Annotated in this window: 22 protein-coding genes; 10 read left to right on the top strand and 12 right to left on the bottom strand. The window is 38.7% G+C overall.

Features of this window, described 5'->3' with window-relative positions; translation table 11 throughout:
• Window positions 1-53 precede the first annotated feature (53 nt).
• On the bottom strand, window positions 54-569 hold the full coding sequence (locus C7H19_RS00530) for a helix-turn-helix transcriptional regulator (protein WP_106454930.1): 516 nt from the start codon (window positions 567-569) through the stop codon (window positions 54-56).
• Window positions 570-708: 139 nt separating this feature from the next.
• Here C7H19_RS00530 and C7H19_RS00525 point away from each other — a divergent pair, with 139 nt between their 5' ends.
• Both C7H19_RS00525 and C7H19_RS00520 read left to right on the top strand, forming a co-directional pair.
• Entirely contained in the window at window positions 709-1,383 is a 675-nt protein-coding gene (locus C7H19_RS00525; RefSeq protein WP_106454929.1) for a PEP-CTERM sorting domain-containing protein, read from the top strand.
• Window positions 1,384-1,679: 296 nt separating this feature from the next.
• The gene (locus tag C7H19_RS00520) at window positions 1,680-2,246 is read left to right on the top strand and encodes a Uma2 family endonuclease (protein WP_106454928.1); all 567 of its coding nucleotides are present in this window, start codon (window positions 1,680-1,682) and stop codon (window positions 2,244-2,246) included.
• Here the strand turns inward: C7H19_RS00520 and C7H19_RS00515 are convergent.
• Window positions 2,241-4,565 (bottom strand): ATP-binding protein, encoded by a 2,325-nt coding sequence (locus C7H19_RS00515; protein ID WP_106454927.1) that lies wholly within the window; start codon window positions 4,563-4,565, stop codon window positions 2,241-2,243. The two genes, C7H19_RS00520 and C7H19_RS00515, sit on opposite strands and share 6 nt — an antisense overlap.
• A 187-nt stretch (window positions 4,566-4,752) precedes the next feature.
• Here C7H19_RS00515 and C7H19_RS00510 point away from each other — a divergent pair, with 187 nt between their 5' ends.
• The 4 genes from C7H19_RS00510 (at window position 4,753) to C7H19_RS00495 (ending at window position 7,140) form a co-directional block, all read left to right on the top strand.
• Window positions 4,753-5,046, top strand: a complete 294-nt coding sequence (locus C7H19_RS00510) for a BrnT family toxin (protein WP_106454926.1) — start codon at window positions 4,753-4,755, stop codon at window positions 5,044-5,046.
• On the top strand, window positions 4,994-5,260 hold the full coding sequence (locus C7H19_RS00505; protein WP_106454925.1) for a BrnA antitoxin family protein: 267 nt from the start codon (window positions 4,994-4,996) through the stop codon (window positions 5,258-5,260). The genes C7H19_RS00510 and C7H19_RS00505 overlap by 53 nt, the downstream gene beginning before the upstream one ends.
• A 166-nt stretch (window positions 5,261-5,426) precedes the next feature.
• Window positions 5,427-6,374 (top strand): ferritin-like domain-containing protein, encoded by a 948-nt coding sequence (locus C7H19_RS00500; protein WP_106454924.1) that lies wholly within the window; start codon window positions 5,427-5,429, stop codon window positions 6,372-6,374.
• A gap of 10 nt (window positions 6,375-6,384) precedes the next feature.
• Window positions 6,385-7,140 (top strand): undecaprenyl pyrophosphate synthase, encoded by a 756-nt coding sequence (locus C7H19_RS00495; RefSeq protein ID WP_106454923.1) that lies wholly within the window; start codon window positions 6,385-6,387, stop codon window positions 7,138-7,140.
• A 14-nt stretch (window positions 7,141-7,154) separates the two neighbouring features.
• Here C7H19_RS00495 and C7H19_RS00490 read toward each other — a convergent pair whose 3' ends face one another.
• Both C7H19_RS00490 and C7H19_RS00485 read right to left on the bottom strand, forming a co-directional pair.
• A complete protein-coding gene (locus C7H19_RS00490; RefSeq protein ID WP_106454922.1) occupies window positions 7,155-8,201 on the bottom strand; it encodes a hypothetical protein in 1,047 nt (348 codons plus the stop codon).
• Window positions 8,202-8,400: 199 nt separating this feature from the next.
• Complete coding sequence (locus tag C7H19_RS00485) at window positions 8,401-8,781, bottom strand: phosphomannose isomerase type II C-terminal cupin domain (RefSeq protein ID WP_245927223.1); 381 nt, start codon at window positions 8,779-8,781, stop codon at window positions 8,401-8,403.
• A 235-nt stretch (window positions 8,782-9,016) separates the two neighbouring features.
• On the opposite strand from C7H19_RS00485, the gene rpsN reads away from it, so the two are divergent.
• On the top strand, window positions 9,017-9,319 hold the full coding sequence (gene rpsN / locus C7H19_RS00480; protein ID WP_106454920.1) for a 30S ribosomal protein S14: 303 nt from the start codon (window positions 9,017-9,019) through the stop codon (window positions 9,317-9,319).
• Between the two features lie 76 nt (window positions 9,320-9,395).
• Here the strand turns inward: rpsN and chlG are convergent, their stop codons facing one another.
• From chlG to C7H19_RS00445, 7 genes are all read right to left on the bottom strand, one after another.
• Window positions 9,396-10,412, bottom strand: a complete 1,017-nt coding sequence (gene chlG / locus C7H19_RS00475; protein ID WP_106454919.1) for a chlorophyll synthase ChlG — start codon at window positions 10,410-10,412, stop codon at window positions 9,396-9,398.
• Between the two features lie 9 nt (window positions 10,413-10,421).
• The gene (locus C7H19_RS00470; protein ID WP_106454918.1) at window positions 10,422-11,519 is read right to left on the bottom strand and encodes a Get3/ArsA fold putative tail anchor-mediating ATPase NosAFP; all 1,098 of its coding nucleotides are present in this window, start codon (window positions 11,517-11,519) and stop codon (window positions 10,422-10,424) included.
• 40 nt (window positions 11,520-11,559) lie between these two features.
• Complete coding sequence (gene petP, locus C7H19_RS00465) at window positions 11,560-11,754, bottom strand: cytochrome b6f subunit PetP (protein WP_106454917.1); 195 nt, start codon at window positions 11,752-11,754, stop codon at window positions 11,560-11,562.
• A 229-nt stretch (window positions 11,755-11,983) separates the two neighbouring features.
• A complete protein-coding gene (locus tag C7H19_RS00460; protein ID WP_106454916.1) occupies window positions 11,984-12,511 on the bottom strand; it encodes an NAD(P)H-quinone oxidoreductase subunit J in 528 nt (175 codons plus the stop codon).
• Complete coding sequence (gene ndhK, locus C7H19_RS00455) at window positions 12,504-13,256, bottom strand: photosynthetic/respiratory NAD(P)H-quinone oxidoreductase subunit K (RefSeq protein ID WP_106454915.1); 753 nt, start codon at window positions 13,254-13,256, stop codon at window positions 12,504-12,506. The genes C7H19_RS00460 and ndhK overlap by 8 nt, the downstream gene beginning before the upstream one ends.
• Window positions 13,257-13,292: 36 nt before the next feature.
• Entirely contained in the window at window positions 13,293-13,655 is a 363-nt protein-coding gene (ndhC, locus tag C7H19_RS00450; RefSeq protein WP_106454914.1) for a photosynthetic/respiratory NAD(P)H-quinone oxidoreductase subunit C, read from the bottom strand.
• 334 nt (window positions 13,656-13,989) lie between these two features.
• Window positions 13,990-14,595 carry a Uma2 family endonuclease gene (locus C7H19_RS00445; RefSeq protein WP_106454913.1) on the bottom strand — a complete coding sequence of 202 codons (606 nt, stop codon included), beginning with the start codon at window positions 14,593-14,595 and terminating at the stop codon, window positions 13,990-13,992.
• A 180-nt stretch (window positions 14,596-14,775) separates the two neighbouring features.
• Here C7H19_RS00445 and dnaK point away from each other — a divergent pair, with 180 nt between their 5' ends.
• Both dnaK and C7H19_RS00435 read left to right on the top strand, forming a co-directional pair.
• Window positions 14,776-17,079 (top strand): molecular chaperone DnaK, encoded by a 2,304-nt coding sequence (dnaK, locus tag C7H19_RS00440; protein WP_106454912.1) that lies wholly within the window; start codon window positions 14,776-14,778, stop codon window positions 17,077-17,079.
• 124 nt (window positions 17,080-17,203) lie between these two features.
• The gene (locus C7H19_RS00435; protein ID WP_106454911.1) at window positions 17,204-18,109 is read left to right on the top strand and encodes a DnaJ C-terminal domain-containing protein; all 906 of its coding nucleotides are present in this window, start codon (window positions 17,204-17,206) and stop codon (window positions 18,107-18,109) included.
• Here C7H19_RS00435 and C7H19_RS00430 read toward each other — a convergent pair.
• Window positions 18,106-19,035: an NAD(+) kinase gene (locus C7H19_RS00430; protein WP_106454910.1), complete on the bottom strand. Its 930-nt coding sequence runs from the start codon at window positions 19,033-19,035 to the stop codon at window positions 18,106-18,108. The two genes, C7H19_RS00435 and C7H19_RS00430, sit on opposite strands and share 4 nt — an antisense overlap.
• A gap of 199 nt (window positions 19,036-19,234) precedes the next feature.
• On the opposite strand from C7H19_RS00430, the gene C7H19_RS00425 reads away from it, so the two are divergent.
• A complete protein-coding gene (locus C7H19_RS00425; protein WP_106454909.1) occupies window positions 19,235-20,485 on the top strand; it encodes a lipid-A-disaccharide synthase-related protein in 1,251 nt (416 codons plus the stop codon).
• The last annotated feature ends 13 nt before the right edge of the window (window positions 20,486-20,498 follow it).

Raw genomic sequence — 20,498 nt, 5'->3', positions numbered from 1 at the left:
ATACCTGCCTACAATTACTACAATTATTACAACCTAATTCTACTAACTATAATTTAATTTTCTTCTTGTAACTCTTTATCTTCTAAATCCTCAAAACCTTTAACATCAGACGATAAAGGTGTAGCTAAACGGATATTCAAATCAAAGTAAAGATTATTATTTTTAAGAGTTAAGTTACAATTTTTAACAGTTATCTCACACTCTTTAACTACTATATTAAGTGATGAATAATCAATTATATTCTGTCCATTAATGGTCTGATGTTTATATCCTTCTGCCTCTAGCCACTCACTAATATTACGCCAGTTTTCTACTTTACCATTGGATTGACCAACTAAATTTTTAACATATTGATACACAGTATTACAAAAAGCAATTTCAACACCTTTGACACTTTTTTGCAGTTTTTGAGCGATTTCTGAGGGACTGTAACCACTGAGTAAACCCCGTAGATGCTGTTTTTCTACAGGCGTTAGGCTTTTTCCCTTAACCGAGGCTAGGTCTTTATATAGTGTCTCTAAATCCCATTGATTTCGCGCTTCAGCAAAATCCTGATCAACCGTTGCCATAATTAAAACTCCTGATTTAACATAGCCAAATTATAGCCATAATAAATAGTTTTAGCTATACAAAATTTTAAAAACTATAATGTATGGTATTTAATAACTAGGTTTTAACTAGATTAATCATTTTTCGGGAAAATATTCTATGAATAACACAATTTTTCTAAAAACGGCTTTAGTTGCCTTGACTACCTCAGCTTATTTTGGCATTACTAGCGCAGCACAAGCAGCAATCTTTACTTCTAAGTCAGCATTTTTGAACGCCACCTCTGGACTGACAACCGTTGACTTTGAGGGACTTACCCCACCTAATACTGTTGCTAGTCTCAATAATTCCACTATATCAGGAGTAACGTTTAGTGATACTCAAAGTTTTACTTTGGTTCTCAATTGTGCCACCTTCCCAAACAATTTTTCTAATTGTAATACCACTATTCCTTTAGTCGGCCCTACCTCTATAGCTTCAACTGGTGCTGCATCGAATACAATTACTGCAACCCTTCCAGCAGGAATAACCGCAGTAGGAGTCGATCTCTTACCTTACAGCCTCAATCAAGATTATACAGTTAGTATCTCTACTGGAGAATCTGAAACCATTACCATTAACAATGATGTGAAATTTATTGGTTTTACATCCGCAACACCAATTACATCTCTTAGTATTTTTTCTACCGAGGGACAAGTATTTGATAATTTAGTTTATGGACAAGCAGACGTTAACCCGCCACCTACAGGCACTCCCGAACCTTCTGCCATGTTAGGACTATTGGCAATTAGCGGAATAGGATTAAGTCAATTGAAAAGAAGAAAAGGAAAATAGTTAATAGAAAAGTAAAATCAAAAACTCTGTGGGGTGGGCATTTTGTCTACCCTATTGTTGTAGTTTAGAATAGAAGTAATATCATTTCTATAGAGAAAGACAACAGATTAGTTGTAGGGGTTTGGTTGCAAAACCTTGACGATTTGGTATAAGTCAAAGAAAAAAGTAAAAACTCTAGTATTTGTCTAATTTGTAGCTCAACTCTGACTTTTTATTTAGAATATAGCAGAGCGTAAATTAATAAGATACATTACATTTAAAGGGTTTGGAGACCAAACCCCTACATTCTGGAGGCGATGATGCTTACAAATCAAATTCCGAAACCTTTAACATTAGAAGAATTTTTAAAACTTCCTGAAACTAAACCAGCAAGTGAATACATTGATGGAGAAATAGAGCAAAAACCTATGGCTCAAGGAAAACATAGTATAATACAAATACGTTTGGGAACAGCAATTAATGAAGTTGCTTTGTTGCCAAAATTAGCCTATGCTTTTACCGAATTACGCTGTACTTTCGGAAGACGATCTATCGTTCCTGATATTGCAGTTTTTGAGTGGCAGAATATTCCTAAAGATGCAGATGGTTCAGTTTCTAATAAATTTGAAATTCCTCCAGATTGGATTATTGAGATTCTGTCACCTGAACAATCAACTAATAAAATTATCAAAAAAATTCTTGTCTGTTTTAAGCATGGAACAAAATTAAGTTGGTTGCTCGATCCTGAAGATGAATCAGTTACTATATTTTATCCCGATCGCCTCCCAGAAATCAAAGAAGGTGATGATATATTACCTGTTTTAAGTGTATTATCAAACTGGCAATTAACATCTTTAGAAATGTTTAGTTGGTTGAAATTATAATAAATTATTTGCTTCCTGAACTTTATGAATTTGTCTGGGTGCTTCGATTTCTCTAAATAGTTGTATGGCTTTTTCAAAAGATTTGTTGTAATTTTCTCCTAACTGCTGTTGTGTTAATCCTAACTGATAATAGCTTTCTGCCAAATCACATTTAGCGCCAATTTCTTCTAAAATATTAATAGCTTCTAACTGTTTAGTTATGGCTAAATATAATTTTTTTTGTCTTCGCTCAACTTCGGCTAAACTGATTAAAGCTTTTGCTCTAATTTGCGGGTAATGACTTTCTTGAGAAAAAGCGATCGCACTTTGTAAAAGTTTAATTGCTTTCTCCATTTCCCCTAAATTTACATAAGTTTGTCCCAAGATTTGTATAAAATAAGCAAAACGTCCCGTTTCATCAAATAATTCTTTATTAGAATAAATACTATCTGCAATTAATAAAGCTTCTTGTTGATTTCCTAAATATGATTTCACTAATGCTAAACAAATTAATGCTTTTTGCGCCCAACGAAAATGAGGTGTATTTTGAGCTAAATCAATAACCTGATTTAAGAAATAAATTGCTTTTTCGAGTTCCCACAAATCGCTCTGATATAAACCAATACTAAGTAATGAGTCTATTTCTAGCATTTTTAGATAATAAACTAGCCGTTGATTTTCTCTTGTTTCTTTAAGACAATTAACAGTAATATTAATTGTTTCTTCTTGGCAAGTAATAGCACGACGAATATTACCTGTAATCCAATATAAATCACCTAAAATATTATAAAGTTCACTGCGATGATAAGGATTTTTAACCTGTTCAATAATCTGAAGAATTGCCCTAAGAACAGGTTGCAGTAAACCCATCCGATAGAAGATACTACCAAGGGGTAAAAATTGTCCCCACTGATTTTTTCTAGGTTGTAGAATAACCTGACTCGCTTGCTCAAAATCTTTGATTTCAAGATAATGATACAATGCTTCCCAAGCTGTTATCCCATCTTGTAACGTTAAAATATCTTTAACACTTTCTGTCCAAAATTCAGCCGCTTTAACATTGGTTTGCTGCCATTCTTGAGAGCAACGTAAGCGCGTAATAGCTTCAGCGCGTATAACTGGATGTAGCCAATATTGCCCTTGATTATATTCAATTAAAGACCGATTTTGCAAAGATTGGATAACTCGTTTACGTTGAGTAATATCTATATCCCAAAGTAAAGCTAATAAAGCCTTTCTTGAAAGTTTAGGAATATCTTGATAACGATAACAACCTAAACGACACAACAATTTATAAGCATTAATATCAAGATTTTGTAGGCGTTCAAATTGACTAGCAACTAAATTTTTTAAATCGATTTCACTTAAAGGATCATCTTGAATTTCTTGCCAATATTCCCGCATATTTCCTGCAAAATCCGTTTGAATCACTCCACACAAAATACCCATTGCTTTAGGGTTTCCGCCATAGGTTTGTTGCATTGCTTGTAATGTGGAAAAATCAAGGGAAATCGCAGCAGCATAAAAATATCGTTCCCATGTTGGTAAATCTAATCCAAATAGACGATAATGATAGAGATTAAGGGCAGGTTCACAAATGCGATCGCGGCTAGTAATTAACGTAACGCACTGAACTTGTGATGTCAAAACTCGCAACAATTCTACATAGCGGTTTTGAGCAGGAATCAACATACCTTGAGCATCTAAAGCCGGTTCTATATTATCAATTATAATACCGATTCGCCGTGTTTCCAGATGTCGTTTTAACCGTCCTAAAGTAATGCCAAATTCTCGCCCTGGTTCTTCTTGTAAGTCTTTTTTTAGCCATTCCTCAATCACACTTTCAACAGAAGTAATATTCTGAGTTTCCTTAGCCATCAATAATTCTAAAACCAACTCAAACTCTTGATGTTTAAAATATTGTTGAGCTAAAGTGGTTTTTCCTATGCCGCCTTCACCTTGAATAACGATTACTTTATGTCCTCGTTCAACCAGAGAAAAAAGGTGTGTAATCTCACTTTTCCTTCCAACAAAATTTACATTTTTAGTAGGATAAGTAGTAAACTTGTTTTCAGATTGAGTGAGCAACTTTCGTTTTAATACAGAGCAAACATTACTTTTTGTTACCTTTTCTCCTAAAGCAATAGTTAATAGTTTCCATAACAAAGAAGCGACATCCTTAACGTGTCCTTCAGTACAAGAATACTCATCAGCAATCTGAATATAGGTTTGTCCTTGCCAAACTTTCTGTAAAATAGTGCTTTGTAAATCAGTTAAATGTTTACCAGTCTGGGTAAAAATTAGGGTATCTGCTAATACTAATGCTGCCTCTACATTCATGGCTAATTTCTACAACCAGATTGCTCTTTAGTCTAGTCTAACTCTATGATGCTGTTGATCATGGAATAATATATAACGTGTAATCTAGTTAATGTATCTTTCAGTGCGATACCCCGATGCTCAACCTTGGGTAATTCGGATTGGACATCGCGCACTCTACCGCTTTGGTTTGCGGTAAAATCAAAATATGAAGTTTAAATGGGACGAGCAAAAAAATGAAGCTAACATTGCAAAGCATGGGCTTGATTTTGCCGATGTTCCTCGAATTTTCACTCTACCGCTTCGTATTGCTTTAGATGAGCGAAAAAATTATGGAGAAGATCGCTGGATTGGTCTAGGTATGCTTGATGGACGGGTGGTGGTTGTAGTTTTTACGGAACCAGACGAGGAAACAATTAGAATTATTTCACTTCGCAAAGCTTTACCTTATGAACGAAAACGCTATGAACAATACCTCAAAGACGAACTGGGAGAAAGTTGACGCACTTACAGAAGAAGATATTGATACATCTGATATCCCCCCATTAACTGAAGAGTTTTTTAGCAAATCACGATGGTGGAAACCTGTAACGTCATTGAGCGTTCTTGTTCAAGTAGATCCTGAAACATTAGCTTGGTTTCAAGCGCAGGGGGAAGACTATGAAAAGAAGATGGCTGCTGCATTACGGATTTATGCAGAGGCACATAAGACATAGTTAAGTTTACTAGAAAGCGACACAACAAAATTTACTCGAATCAATACTATCTAATCCGACTTTTTCCGACTCGGTAGGTTATCGAAATTCCCGACTTTATTCGACTGACAAAGTTTAGGAGTCTATCTAAATTGGAACAAGAACAGAAATAAGACTTCGTAAACAAATGCTTTCTTACAAACTCAATATCGATAAGAAAAGTGAAATTGATCCCCATCTAAACATCTTAAAGCGACTCGATACGCTCATTGACCAATATCTTACCCCACAAATACTCTGCACACGTCTTGAAGATCTTCCTATCCAATTCAAAAACCCTCAACCGCGTCCCTGGCAACCGATTCATTGGCAGAATATTAATCCAGAACAAGTTATCGGCATTGAATTAGAGGTCTTTCTTTCTATTCTAATTGGTGCAATAGAAACAGAGGAACCCATTCGCGGTTACACCCAAACCAGTCGTCAGTATCTAGAACCCATTCATCCGCAACTTGCCCGTTTTGTCGGTGGGATCGCCGCCCCTGATGGCACAATGTTAGAGTTAGGATTGTGGGAAAAAGAAGAACGACAACACGCACCCGCATTAATCAAAATCTATAAACAGCTTACAGGCAAACAACCAACTTTTTCTCTTCATACTCCCAAAACTTATCAACCTTTAGATCATCCCTATGATGATTTATATCGTCACGGACTCCATCGTGTCATCACTGAGTATAGTGCAGTTTGTCTTTATCTGTGGTTGATGGCACATACAACATCCACATTGCAGCAAGTTTTCGCCGAACTGCTACAGGATGAAATTAATCACATGACTAAGTTTTGGGGATTCGGTTTATGGTTATTTCCAGAATCTTATCTAAGTCGGATCAAACATAGTCTGCATGGAATAATTATCCGACAAAACGCTACTAAAGCGAGTCATATTCAATCTACAACCCACTTATTTCGCACCTTTCGCCGCATGATGGGTGTACTAAATTGGAATGGTTGGTCGTGGTATCACAGACTAGAGTTAGTTTACACCTTTATTAAGGTTTTACATCTCCTGTGGCGTTGGAGTAAAAATCTAACACCAGAATATTTAAAACAACTTTTTGTAACTGAATATTAACAAGTGACCCATGAAACGATCGACATCTACATCTACATTAATCCAAAATCTTCCTTTAAACATTCCTAATTCTCTACCCCGTCACGTCGCTATTATTATGGATGGGAACGGACGATGGGCAACTCAACGAGGACTACCGCGCATTGCTGGACATTACCAAGGGGCAGAAGTCGTTAAAGATATTCTACGCTGTTGTAAGGAATGGGGAATCAAAATACTCACAGTGTATGCGTTCTCGACGGAAAACTGGGGTCGTCCCACAGCCGAAGTAGATTTTTTAATGGGTTTATTTGAACGTTTGTTGCGTGTTCAATTGAAGGAAATGCAGCAAGAAGGAATTTGTTTACGCTTTCTGGGTGAGTTAGATGTTTTACCTCTATCTTTACAACGGGAAATGCAACGCACAATTGATATTACTTCCCAAAATCAAGAGGTTTATTTTAACGTAGCGATTAACTATAGTGGTCGTCAAGAAATAGTACGCGCTTGTCGTCATTTAGCGAAACTTGTACAACAAGGGGAACTTTTGCCAGATGCGATCGATGAAACAATCATACAACAATCTCTCTATACACTCGATCTTCCCTCTCCTGATCTTCTGATTCGGACTAGCGGTGAGATGCGTTTAAGTAATTTTCTGTTGTGGCAACTCGCCTATACTGAAATCTATTTTACTAATACTCTTTGGGGGGATTTTAACTGCGAGGAGTTTCGCAAAGCTATTGAAGATTATCAAGGGCGCGAGCGTCGTTTTGGTAAGCTATAACTGTTTATAAAAGCTTATTTTTCTTTAGCTAAAGCATTATCAAAATAAACGGTTACTGCTTCTCCTTTACCTCGCATCGAAAACACCGCGACTTTACCTGATTTAAAAGATTCATCACGAAAACTAGCGACTCTTTTTCCATTAATTACACCAAAAATAAGATCATCTTTACAAACAATTCTTAAATTATTTTTCGTATTTCCTGACTTGATAACGCTATCTTTTTTCCAGCCAACTTTAGGAAACCAACCATCTTTAGTATGTTTTCCTAATACAAAACTTCCTTTACTATCAATTAATAAATAATAAAAATTTTCCGATGATTTACCATTAATTCTAGCCGTTATCCCATAAGGACTATCTTCAGCACCTTTTACTTTAGTCACATCCGTTGCAAAATCTACATTTGTAAAGTTTTTTCCTTTCCAGATTGAGGCTCCGTAATGATAAGGAATAGGTTGTTGTTGAAATAAACTTCCTTTTTTAACCATTGAGCCATCGGTTAAAGACCAATTTTTAGAAGATTTAAAGCTTTCTTTTATAACAATTTTTTTGAAATCATTTGTATTAAATTGTTGTTGCCATAACCAATATCCCAAAACTCCAATAACACCTAAAGCAATCAAAATGATTTTATAAAAGAATTGGTTTAAATTTGGTTTTTGAGAATAACTTGGTTTTGGCGATAATTTTTTATAAGATGAGGCTAAATTAGAAGAACTTGAATAAAGGGGTAAAGTCGGTTCAACATAAGTTTTTTGATGTTTGATGGCAGGAGGAACAATCAAAGAACTATTATCTATTTTTTGATTTGACTTTTTTCCTGTTGAAAAATTCGTTTTAGAAATTTGTTTAGAAGTTGATTTGAGCGAAGATGAATTTAGTTTAGATGTACTACCAGACGATAAATTAGAAAAACCTTGACTCAAATTACCACTTAAAGGTTTAGAGTTTTTTGGACTACTGATGATAAATTGACTGGCCCCGCAAATTTGGCATTGTCCAGGTTTTATCGATAAAATGATTTCATTCCCACATTTTCGACATTTATAAGTAGGCATGATCGTACTCTGAAGTAAATAGAAAAACCCTGATTGAGTAATTGAACTAAGAATTGTCTTGGATTGAGTACGTTAACCATGAAAAACTACTTACAAGTAGTTGGGGAACAGGAGAGCCGAAACTCTCCTTATTATCTAAATGTGTGAGAGGGTGAATATTCATCAAGAATTTAAAATAAGCATTTGATACTAATGATGATTACACCTTGTGACGGGAGTAGTCATCTTGGAAGCGGATGATGTCATCCTCTCCTAAATATTCCCCATTTTGCACTTCAATTAACACTAATCTGATCACACCTGGATTTTCTAGGCGATGGGCGGTACATTGGGGTACATAGGTCGATTGATTCGCTGCTAAGATTTTCTCGCTTTCTCCACAAGTAACTTTAGCTGTACCCGAAACGACGATCCAATGTTCACTCCGATGATGGTGCATCTGTAAACTGAGACGGTGACCAGGGTTAACTTCAATTCGTTTAATTTTATAGCCTGGGCCTTCTTCTAGGGTCGTAAAAGAACCCCAGGGACGCATTTCTGTAGCTCCAGTCGGTTCAACAACAGAGATCATTCGAGTCATTGTAGAATTAGCTTCTTTCGTCATAAAATTTATCTCCTAAGTAACCAGACAATAGCAAAAAAAAAATTCAAAAAGTGAGTATGTGTATACCTTTGTCTAAAGATAACAGTTAATTTATAAAATGGTGCAAAATCATTATTATAAACTTCCAAACCAGAATTTATGATAAATTGCTCTACAATATGCTATTATAAGAAATAGTGTCTAAATCAAGAAACTTTAAAAGAATTCAGATATGGCTAAAAAGTCCATGATTGAGCGCGAGAAGAAGCGCGATCGCCTAATTGCTAAATACGCTGCAAAACGGGAAGATCTAAAAGAACAATTCCGTCTGGCAGAAACTCTAGACGAAAAACTAGAAATTCACTCTCAGATTCAACAACTTCCCCGTAATAGCGCACCGAGTCGCCATCGTAACCGTTGTTGGGCAACTGGAAGACCTAGAGGTTACTACAGAGATTTTGGTTTATCCCGTAACGTTTTAAGAGAATGGGCGCATCAAGGTTTACTTCCTGGTGTTGTTAAATCTAGCTGGTAGTTCACTAACAACCAGTTTCTCTAGTCGTTAGGATGTTTGTCTAACGACTTATTTTTTAGAATTTAGTTTTTGTCTCTTAAATTCCAGCATGGCCCAGAGCTAGTCCTGTGACTAACATACCCAAAACTAAGAAAGGTTGTGCGCTTGCTTGATATTTCACATCATTTTTTAGCGGATCACGTAAAAAATACATATCCTGAAAGGTGATTTGAGGAATAATCAGCAATAAAAGTATCGTTGCATAGAGTCTTTGATCGATACTAATGAGATATCCGGCAATTCCCGCTTGAAAAAGATCGATCATGATCACACAGATCCATGCTGCAGTAGTAATACCGAACATAACTGGTAAAGATTTTAAACCAAGTTGGCGATCGCCTTCCACACTCTTAAAATCATTTACAACAGCAATACCTAAACCTGCCAAGCTATAAAACAGAGTCAGTACTATAATTGTCGTATTCAATTGACCAAATAACGCATGACCCGCCCACCAAGGTAAAGCGATATAACTCGAACCAAGGGCATAATTCCCTAACCAGCCATTTTGTTTAAGCTTAAGTGGAGGAGCCGAATAAATATAGGCAATAAACGCCCCAAATAGGGTTAAACAGGTCATAATCGGGAATGCGTGGTCAGCCCAAAGATCCAACAGATAGGAAATTCCGATCCCAGCAATGAGTAAGACTATAATTTGTGTAATGACTTGGGGAACTGAAATCGCACCCGATGGGATAGGGCGATAGGGTTCATTAATTGCGTCAATTTCTCGATCGTAAAAATCATTTAGAGTTTGGGTATAACCTGCCATCAAAGGGCCAGATAACAGCATACAGGTTAAAGCTTTGAGGAAATCTTCTAGACCCCAAACATAGCCACCCGAAGACGCAGCACCACAGACCACCCCCCAAATTAAAGGAATCCAAGTAATCGGCTTCATTAATTGTAGGCGAATCTTCCAAATTGAAGTTTCTCCAGGTGCTGCCCCTTTCATGCCTAAAAGTTGTCGAGTTTTGGCAGAGCGATCATTAGATGTGCTGCTTTGCAGTTCGCTTTGGGGTTCTGGTGTTGGGTCAGAAGTCACGTTAGACATAATATATTTTTAGAACGAAATAATTAAATAACCATCTTGAAATTTAGCCCCTTTTACGGACTGACCACTTAAAGGAGCGGGAACATTAATATTGCGTCGTTGATCCCCTGCTTCAATGGTAATTTCTGGGCCGAATTGGGTCAGTTTTACTTGTTTTTTGTCAAATCCTGGTAAAAAAACTTTAACTTGTCGGGCTGCACTATCGATCGTTAGCGGTTGAGGAATTGATATAGATTCTCTAAAGTTTGGCAAGGCATCAATCACAGAATTCCAGTCGGAACCTGTGCGAGATTGTACTGCAATGACTGATAGAGGTGTAAATTGATTGGTAATGGTTTCAGAGGGTTCCCCCTGATTGAGTAAAACTCCTTTGACGCTTAAACCGATTTGTTGTGCGCTTCCCCAAAGATATTTGGCTGTAGCGACAGAAATAGGATCATCCGTTGTCACTAAATAAGCGGCGAATCTCGATGGATCTGCCATCACGGCTTTTCCTTCTTCAAGGATATTATTAGCTGGATTATTGGGATCTTTTACCCAATCTTCAGGGTTTAAAGAAACATTGAAAATAGTACTAGCTAACGGTTGGATAAATGGAGAAATAGCGCGACCTAAATCTGAATCCGCAAAAACTTTACGAAAACGACGGACATACCAGCTTGTTACTTCTGGTATCCCTAGCATTCTCAGCATATTGAGATCACCAGTTCCATCATAAACGATCGCATCATATTTTCCGCTTTTCTCGTATTCTCGGAGGGCGTTCAGTGCTAAACCATTATCCATTCCTGGTAATATTCCTAATTCTTGCCCATAGACATTTTTTAGAATTGGAGATCTTAAATATTTTTTTTCTAGTTCTTTAACTTCTTCCCAGTTGCGCTCTAATAAAACTGTCGTCACTAATTGAACAACGGCTAAATTGGGGGCAATCTCGATGGGAGAGGCACTTGGAGGCACTTCGAGAAGCATCCCCCAAGCTGGACTAGGATCTTGTCCGACCAGAAGTACACGAACTCCTGTGTTAGCAAGTTGTTTTGCGGCTGCGATCGCCATTGTACTGCGACCACTGCCCCCCTTACCCAAAAATGTCAAAATCAAGGTCATAGTCAAAAATTCTCTCTCGTTAGTGCCTCTCTCCTTCTTTCTATTCTATCGGTTTCAATTCGTCTTCAAAGAACCAGATAGAGGTCTTGTCACTAAATTCGACAAAAGCACCTATACCGCTACCATCTGTCATTTTAAAGTCTTTGATCACGCCGACTTTACCGAGTTGGCCAGCTATTTGGGTAGATACCCGATCTCTTAGACGATAGACCTTAACTTTTTGTCCGATTTCCATTCCCAATTAATCTCAATTGTATAATTCTACAGATCATCACTCAGTGTAATATAAATTTGCTATCGCCAAATCGTTTTTGTGTTTAGACACTGCTGGTGAAGCAAATCAAAAAAGCGCACTGCGAAAGCGCATCTCTTCCTTATCGCTCATTCTCGTTTACGTTTGATTAAGCGAGTAAACAATCAACAGCCAGATTAACTGTTAACTGTTTACTATTTACTGATGACTTTTAATAAGCATCTTGTAACTCATAAAAGTCTGGTGAAATATAATCTTTACGAAGCGGCCAACCGACCCAATCTTCTGGCATTAAAATCCGTTTTAGGTTAGGATGTCCTTCGTAAATAATACCGAACATATCGTAACTTTCTCGTTCTTGCCAGTCGGCTGCTTTCCAGATCCAATAAACCGAAGGTACTCTAGGATTATCTCTTGGTAAAAAAACTTTTAGTCTAACTTCAGTAGGTTGTACAACATCATCACCGACTTTCAGCAAATGGTAAAAACTGACTAACTCTTTACCAGGACCTAAATCATAAGCACCCTGACATTGAAGATAATTAAATCCATTCGCATACAAAGCAGTGGCAATCGGAATTAAAAAATCTGAATCGACTTTTATTAATTCAATCCCTAAATGATCGGGGGCTAATACTTCATGGTCAAAACCATTATCATTGAGCCAAATAGAAGTAGGCCCAGCCTGAACTATACTTGAGGTTTCGGTTACTGCTTCTGGTGCATTATCTTCAGCCACGAGCAATTTCCTCCTTTTCAATTTGTGCTTCACTGAGTGCAGAAGAGATCGGCATTTCGGATGCTGCTTCTAAAGATGGTGGTGCGATTCGAGTTGCCGCCTGAAGATATGTTCCCGTAAGAATGGGTGAAACGGGGGTCATTTCGTGAGTTGTACTATAGTAGCGGTGGGTTTGCTGCATCAAACTAGAGCGTTCTTGAACGGATTCATTTGATACTTTTTTCCGTAGTTTAATAATGGCATCAAAAATCGCTTCAGGACGCGGGGGACAACCTGGAATATATACATCGACGGGAATTAGTTTATCGATTCCTCGAACGGCGGTTGTCGAGTCACTGCTAAACATTCCCCCAGTAATGGTACAAGCGCCCATCGCTATCACGTATTTAGGTTCGGGCATTTCTTCATAAAGTCGAACCAATGCTGGAGCCATTTTCATTGTAATTGTTCCGGCGGTAATGATTAGATCCGCTTGTCGTGGACTTGAGCGCGGTACTAACCCAAAACGGTCGAAGTCGAAGCGAGAACCAATTAAAGCGGCAAATTCAATGAAACAACAAGCTGTCCCATATAATAACGGCCAAATACTTGACAATCTCGCCCAGTTATGCAGGTCATCGACGGTTGTTAAAATAATATTTTCTGAGAGATCTTGGGTAACTTGCGATCGACTAATCGGATTAAGGATTTTTTCGGTTTGTTGTTGAGCCAAACGCTCTAGTTCACTGGTAGGATTGGGACTCATAATTTTAGTTATCAATGGACGAAATAATAAAGAACATTAAGACCATTCCAAGGCACCTTTACGCCAAGCATAAACGAGAGCAATTACTAAAATAGCAATAAAGATGAGAGCTTCGACGAAAGCGAGTAAACCCAACTGACTGAAGGCAACTGCCCAAGGGTAGAGAAAAACCGTTTCTACGTCGAACACAACAAAGACGAGGGCAAACATATAATAACGGATATTAAATTGTATCCATGCTCCGCCGATCGGTTCCATCCCTGATTCATAAGTGGTTTTACGTTCAGGTCCACCCCCACTCGGACGTAAGAGTTTAGAGGCGGTTAGTGCTAGGATTGGAACAAGACTACAAGCCAGCAGAAACCCTAATAAATATTCGTAACCTTTTAAAACAAACACGGTTTTGCTATTACTCCTCTATAGATGAGTATCTCTCGTTACGATAAACGCGAGGCATACATTTCTTTACATTGCATAAGTTTTATTATAGGGGGTCTGTCGATTTTTGCGATTGGTGTTGACGCTTAACTTGAGTTCGGCTAAAAACTGGATAATTATATCAATATGAGAAGATCGCTGATTGATTTCGCCCCTTTTGCTTGGCCAAATAGAGGGCTTGATCGGCTTGATGGGTCAGATGATGCGGTAAGATTTTGATGATGGGGCTGACATAACTGATTCAACAAATTCCTAAGTTGTCTTTTATTTTAGCTTTGAGCAGAAGTAAAAACCGTTAAAAACAAGGTAAAAACAGGGTAAATCCAGGTAATACGTTTTCACCATCTAAAGTAGCAGGAAGATTAATGATCTCGACAGATTGGTTAGGGCGATAGATTTCGACCTCTCCCCCGTCCCCTCTCCTGCAGGATAGGGGTGCCGCAGGCGGGGTGAGGTTAATCAGCCATCCTAGTCGTAAACCACTGTTGAGATATTCTTGCATTTTCTCGCGTAGGGGAGACAGATCATCCGTACGAGAACGTAATTCAATGACGAAATCAGGACAAATCGGGGGGAATTTTTCTTGTTGTTCTAAGTTTAGAGATTCCCACCGTTCTAGACTAACCCATGCAGCATCAGGCGATCGATCTCCGCCCTTGGGTAAGCGAAAAATCGTCGAAGAACTAAACACTTTGCCGAGTCTTGTCTGACGATTCCACAACCCTAAATCAGTAATAAAATCCGCTTCTCTTTCTCCACTAATTCCCCCAACAGGTGGCATAACGACTAATTCTCCTTTAGCGGTTCTTTCGAGTTGCCAATCACGATTAACTTGACAGAGGCGATAAAATTGCTCGTCAGTTAGTTCTACAGTATCTAGATTTAAAATGACGGCTGACATAACTTATACAACGAATTCCTAAGTTATTTTTTATTGTAGCTTTGAGGATAAGTAAAAACCGTTCTCGCAATAAGACTCAAATGATTAGATACAATATTGTCAATGAGGCGTGATCATTTTAAAATCTTTTACTTTAAAAACGCGACGATCAATTTGGAGTAGCTGGAGAACAAAACAAGCATGGGTAGAGTAGTCGGCATCGATTTAGGGACAACAAACTCAGTAGTAGCCATTATGGACGGGGGAAAACCTCTTGTAATTGCTAACTCAGAAGGTATGCGGACAACTCCTTCTGTGGTAGGTTTTAATAAGGATGGAGAACTCGTCGTCGGACAAATGGCACGCCGACAAGCGGTATTAAATCCACAAAATACATTTTATGGGATCAAAAGATTTATGGGTCGTCGCTACGCCGAACTTAATCCCGAATCTAAACAAGTCCCTTACACCGTGCGGCGCGATGAAGAAGGTAATATTAAAATTAAATGTCCGAAACTTAAAAAAGAATTTTCGCCAGAAGAAGTTTCCGCTTTGATTTTACGACGGTTAGCCGAAGAAGCAAGCCGTTATTTAGGGGAAGAAGTGACAGGTGCAGTTATTACCGTACCCGCTTATTTTAACGATTCCCAACGACAAGCGACCAGAGATGCAGGACGTATTGCCGGGTTAGAAGTTCTTCGTATTATTAATGAACCCACCGCCGCGTCATTAGCTTATGGTTTAGATCAACGAGAAAGCCGCAAAATCCTCGTTTTTGACTTGGGTGGCGGAACTTTTGATGTTTCTATCTTAGAAGTGGGTGACGGTGTTTTTGAAGTCAAGGCAACCAGTGGCGATACTCAGTTAGGGGGCAATGACTTTGATAAAAGGATTGTAGACTGGTTAGCTAATCAATTTTTAGAACTTGAAGGCGTAGACTTAAGAAAAGATCGCCAAGCCCTACAACGTCTTACAGAAGCGGCAGAAAAAGCAAAAATTGAACTCTCTGGCGTGAGTGTGACTGATATTAATCTTCCCTTCATTATTGCGACCGATGACGGGCCAAAACACATAGAAACCCGTCTCACACGCACAGAATTTGAAACCCTCTGCGGTGATCTAATTACTCGGTTACGCCGTCCTCTAAAACGTGCTTTATCGGATGCTGGTTTAACCCCTGTACAAATTGACGAAGTTGTGCTAGTCGGCGGGGGAACTCGAATGCCGATGGTACAAGGTTTGGTTAGAAGCTTTATCGACAAAACCCCCAATCAAAATGTTAACCCTGATGAGGTTGTAGCGGTCGGTGCAGCCATTCAAGCGGGAATTTTGGGCGGACAAGTCAAAGATATTCTTTTACTCGATGTTACGCCTCTTTCCTTGGGTTTAGAAACTATTGGCGGTGTAATGAAAAAACTAATACCCAGAAATACGACGATACCCGTCCGTCGTTCTGATATTTTCTCGACTGGGGAAAATAATCAAACCCTCGTTGAAATTCACGTCATGCAGGGGGAACGAGAAATGGCAGCCGATAATAAATCTTTAGGACGGTTCAAGTTAACGGGTATTCCACCAGCCCCGCGAGGCATTCCACAAATACAAGTCGCTTTTGATATCGATGCAAACGGTATTCTACAAGTGACGGCACGGGATAAAATGACAGGACGTGAGCAAAGTGTTGTGATTCAAGGGGCATCTACTTTAAGTGAATCTGAAATTGGCCGAATGCTTCGAGAGGCGGAGGAATTTTCCTCTCAAGACAGAGAACGCCGCGAACGGGTCGAAAAACGTAACCGCGCTAAATCTTTGGCCGACCAAGCCCAACGCCGCTTAAAGGATGTTACTTTAGACTTCGGTAATGAATTTACACGCCCCTATCGTCGGCAAGTCGAAACCCTGTGCGCTGAAATTAACGAAAGTCTTGACAAAAATGACGAAACACGCTTAGACCGGGCGCAAGCCGATTTACAGGATGTATTGTACGAAATTAACCGAGAAGTTCGTTTACAGTACGAAGAAGATAACGAAGGTTTCTTTAGTTCAATTCGTAAGACTTTGACTGGGGATAATGATGATGATTATCTTTATCCTTCTTCACGCAATAATTACCGTGATGATTATCCTTCGCGTCCTGGATCGGGCTATTCTGATTATCCCTCTCGAAAAGAACCTTATCGAGATGATTATCCGTCTCGTCCTAACCCCGGTTATCAAGATTCGAGAGCAAGTTCTAATTATCGCAATGATTCTTCGACTCGCCCAAATTCGGGTTATTCTGACCGAAGAGGGGGTTCGAGTAATGATGACTATCGTAACAATTCTAATAATTCTGAGTCCTATCGTTCACCAAATCAAGATAATTACTCAGATGGGCGAGAGAACAGACGTTCTCGTCAACAAGATGATTATAATGATCAAGATCGCCGTAACACAAGGTCTAGCCGTTCCCGCAATATTCCCCCTCAAAATAACTGGGATGACAGCGATGATGACTGGTTCTAAAACGTCATATTTTTAAAGGTTTGAGTGAAGGGGAGGTAATCAATGTTAAGTTAGAACCAATCGTTTTGATTCGTTAATTATTCTTCCTTTTCGTTACTGAATTAACAATATTAATCACTGTTTTATGCAGCAAGTTCGTAACTATTATGAAATTTTGGGTGTTCCTCGCAATGCTTCTAATGATGACATCAAAAAGGCATTCCGAAAACTAGCGCGTCAATATCATCCTGATGTTAATCCAGATGATAAAGCCGCCGAAGAAAAATTTAAAGATATTAACGAAGCTTACGACACTCTTTCTGATGACCAAAAGCGATCGGAGTATAATCGATCGTTACTCGGTGCAAGTCGTCGCAAAACCACCAAAGCGAGAGATCAAGTTACAGCAAACGGTAACGGTACATCTTCAGATTATCGTCAAGAATTCGATCTGTGGAAGTTTAAAGATTTTAGTAATACCAGTACCAAACGTGCTAAAGTAGCCCCTGCACCCCCTCCCCCTCGTCTTTCTCGTCGAGATGTGGAAGCACGATTAACTTTACCACTTGAAAGAGCCTATCAGGGTGGTAGACAGCGTATTCGTTTAGAGGATGGACGTTCTCTAGAAGTGGATATGCCATCTGGTATGATCGATGGTCAAAAAATTCGTCTCAAAGGTCAGGGCATTGATGGCGGTGATCTTTATCTCAAGATTACGGTTGCACTTCATCCCCTTTTTAAGGTACAAGACTTAGATATTTTCTGTCAAATTCCAGTTACACCCAGTGAAGCGACTTTAGGAGGTTTGATCGAAATTCCCACTATTGATGGTTTGGTTAAAATGAATGTCCCTAAAGGCATAAAATCAGGGCAAAGATTACGTCTTGCTAATAAAGGATATCCTGGATCTGAAGGAAAACGCGGTGATCAATTGGTAGAACTTCAAATCGTTAGCCCCCAACAACTAAGCGATGAAGAACAGGCATTATACCAAAAAATTCGAGAAATGGAAACCTTTAACCCACGTCAACAATTACTCAGTTATTTTTAGTTGCGCGAATTCCGATGATTATTACTGTAATGAAATCTGGCTCCTGCCCATTGTAATTTATCTCGCAGGGTTTCATAAAAAGAATAATTTTCTCGCAAAATAATAAATCGTGCTGGACGTGATGCCATTCTAACACCGACCCATTGTCCAGGCCAGATCGATGTACTTAAAGAACCATCCGCCCAAAGTTTCGTATACAAATCTTTATCTTCTAGCGGCCATACATTGACTGATGAACCAGGCGGAATTACAATAGGACGACTCGATAAACTTAATGGACAAATGGGTGTAATAACGATCGCATTCATTCCAGGATGTACAATTGGCCCGTTAGCAGAAGCAGTATAACAGGTTGATCCGGTTGGTGTCGCTACGAGTAAACCATCTCCTTGATATTGATCGACGACTTCTCCATCGACTTCGAGTTCTAAAATTGAAGTGGGCATTCGATCGATACTGGCGGGCTTGACACACATCTCATTTAGTGCATAGAAACAATCACTTACTGCTTCAGGTTGGATGCGATCGCCTTCATAGATCCTCGCTTCTAACATCATACGTTCTTGGACTGCATAACGGTCAGATTTGATGCGTTCCCACACTTTTTCGCTATCTTGAAACAATTCAAACGGTTCCGTCAAAAACCCTAAATGTCCCCCAACATTCACCGCTAATATGGGAATACCTTCTGCTGCTAAATAGCGAGAGGCAGCCAAAACGGTACCATCACCCCCCAAAACAATCGCTAAATCGATTTTTTCGGATGCAGAGGCTAAAAAAACGGGATAGGGATTATCTTTAAAACCACTTGGCCCCATCAAAACTTTACAATTCATCGCCTCTAGTTGAAGAGCGCATTTTTCGGCCCAAGCTTTACTTTCAGAATGATTTGCTTTATGGGCAATAAGTACCTGTTTTAGATCCACGTTTTTGTATTAGAGATATCAACATTCTAGCTTTTACAATAACTCAGTTCTGCTCTTAAAGACCTATTCGTTTTTTGGCATGGAACGAATGTTACTACAACAAAGTCTCAAAAAATTGCACTAATCCAGTATCATATTAGGCTAGTGTTTTTAATTTAACATTATTTTAGTACATAAATATTAAAAAAATAGGTTAGAGATGTCCTCTTCTAAACGAATTTTATTTATCAGTAACGGTCACGGAGAAGATAACCACTCTTCCCATGTTATTCAAACATTGCGAGAATTATCTCCTAATTTAGAGATAGCTGCGATGCCCATTGTTGGAGAAGGGAAAGCTTATCGCGCTTTGGATATTCCTATTATTGGGCCAACGCAAAATTTACCCTCTGGTGGGTTTACTTACATGAACCGTCTACGGATGATTAAAGATATCCAAGCGGGAATTATTGGTCTAACTTGGAAACAGTTACAAGCAGTACAGCGTTATGCTCCAAGTTGTGATTTAGTAATGGCAACGGGTGATACAGTTGGTCAATCTTTTGCTTATTTATCTGGTCGTCCTTATGTGTCTTTTATTTCCTGTTTATCGAGTCTCTATGAAGGTCGTTTACAGTTGGAATTAGTTTTATCTTATTGTTTGCGATCGTCTAAATGCTTGACAATTTTTACAAGAGATGCTTATACAGCCGAAGATTTACAAAAACAGGGTTTTAAGAAAGCAAAATTTGGCGGTATCCCATCACTCGATCGACTTATTCCCACCAGAAAAGATTTACAGTTATTGCCCGATGTTCCCATGATTGCACTTTTCCCTGGTTCCCGTCTTCCTGAAGCAGAAAGAAACTTTAGTTTACAGCTACAACTCGTTTTAGAAATAGCGAAAGTCATGGGACAACAACCAGTAGCATTTCGGGCGGCTTTGGTGTCGAGTTTAATGTCACAATTAGGTGAAATTGCCTCTAGTTTAGGATGGCAGCATGATAACGGGAAATTAACTTATACTGACGAAAAAGGTTCGATTGTTGCCGAAGTTTTATGTTATTGCGATGCCTTTAACGATATTGTAAATTACTGTACATTGGTTATTGGTATGGCAGGTTTAGCCGTAGATCAAGCAGTTGCGATCGGTAAACCTATTGTACAAATTGCCGGAGAAGGGCCACAATTTACTTATGCGTTTGCTGAGGCACAAACAAGACTTTTAGGATGTTCAGTACAAACAGTTGGCACTAAAGCCGCAGATGCAGAAATATTAAAAGAAGCAGCACAAGTTGTTAGTAAAACTTTATACAATAAAGACTATTTTGAGGCTTGTCTAGAAAACGGTAGCCGTCGTTTTGGTCCCTTGGGTGCATCCTACCGCATTGCTAATGAGTTACTAACTTATTTAGGTGAAAGACCAAATCAAGCTATAAATTTAGATTTGTTGACCGATAAAAGTCGATAAACTACTGATTTGT

The organism is Aphanothece hegewaldii CCALA 016, from assembly GCF_003007785.1.
Taxonomy (GTDB): Bacteria; Cyanobacteriota; Cyanobacteriia; order Cyanobacteriales; family Microcystaceae; genus Chroococcus; species Chroococcus hegewaldii.
Note: the sequence above shows the minus strand (reverse complement) of the source record. Positions and strands in the feature narration are given on the sequence as shown.